Origin of the sequence: Geobacter argillaceus (assembly GCF_007830735.1) — a bacterium.
GTDB classification, from domain to species: Bacteria; Desulfobacterota; Desulfuromonadia; order Geobacterales; family DSM-12255; genus Geomobilibacter; species Geomobilibacter argillaceus.
This window is the reverse complement of the sequence record NZ_VLLN01000069.1, coordinates 1-1146: the sequence shown is the minus strand read 5'-3', so window position 1 is coordinate 1146 and position 1146 is coordinate 1. Positions and strand designations below refer to the sequence as shown.

Below are 1146 nucleotides of genomic sequence, written 5' to 3'. Positions count from 1 at the left end.
GCTCCACATCGGTGTCGCCCGCGATATCCGCCACCCGGACCAGTTTCAGGGCGCCGTAGACGCAGGTATCGGCGCAGGTGCCGCACAACAGGCACCGCGAGCGGTCGAACACGGTCTGGATGCTGCACTGGCGGCAGCGGGCCGCCTGCTGCCTAGCCTGGTCCTCTGCGAAGCCAAGCGTGATCTCCTCTTTGGTCCTGATCCGCTCGGTGGCGTCCCGTTTCGGGATCTCAACCGGGGCGATGGTCTCGCAGCGGGTATTGTTGAACTCAGGCGATACGGCCCGCATGTACCCCTTCTTCGTTACCTGCAGCACGGTGCCGCCCAGGTAGCCGTGGATGGCGCGGGCCGCCTTCTGGCCGTCGGCAATGGCGTCCGTGGCGTTCCTGGTGAACCGCCAGCGGACATCGCCGCCGGCAAAGACCCCGGGCAGATTGGTGGACATGTCCTCTGAGGCCCGAATCAGGCCGTTCGGGGTCATCTCCAACCCCTCCAGCCCGGCCAGGGACGGGGCGGTGGAGGCCTGGCCCACTGCCATGATCACCGAATCCACCTCCATGATGGTCGTGCTGTCCGGAACAAAGGTGGGATTGAACCGTCCCTCGCCATCAAAGACCGCGCTCACCCGTAGAAACTCGACCCTCTCCACCCGCCCGTTGGTCCCCACAAACCGCCGTGGCCCCAGGGCAGGGTGAAACACGATCCCCTCTTCCTGGGCATCCTCCTTTTCCGAGCGGCTCGCCGGCATCGTCTCCCACGATTCCAGGCAGGCGATCATCACCTGCTCTGCCCCCTGGCGCACGGCATGCTGGGCGCAGTCGATGGCCACCCCGCCGCCACCGATGACCAGGCAGCGCTTGCCAACCGGGATCTTTTCATAGTCCCGCACGTAATCGACGCCGCTGTAGATCCCCGTAAGGTCCATGCCTTCCATATCCAGGATGCGCAACGGATCCTGCAGACCGATGGTGATGAACACCGCCCCGTACCCCTGGTCCCGCAGGTCGGCCAACGACTGGTCCCTGCCGATGGGGCTGTTCAGCTTTAGTTCCACCCCCAGCTCCAGGATCGCATCGATCTCCTCCTGGAGGATCTCCTTGGGCAGGCGAAAGCTCGGAATGCCGGTGCGCAGCATCCCGCCCGCCT

At 65.3% G+C, this 1146-nt stretch carries 1 protein-coding gene; it reads right to left on the bottom strand.

The features are described from left to right. Positions 1-1146: FAD-dependent oxidoreductase (locus tag JN12_RS20365; RefSeq protein WP_170242116.1), on the bottom strand; the 1146-nt coding region annotated here is incomplete at both ends.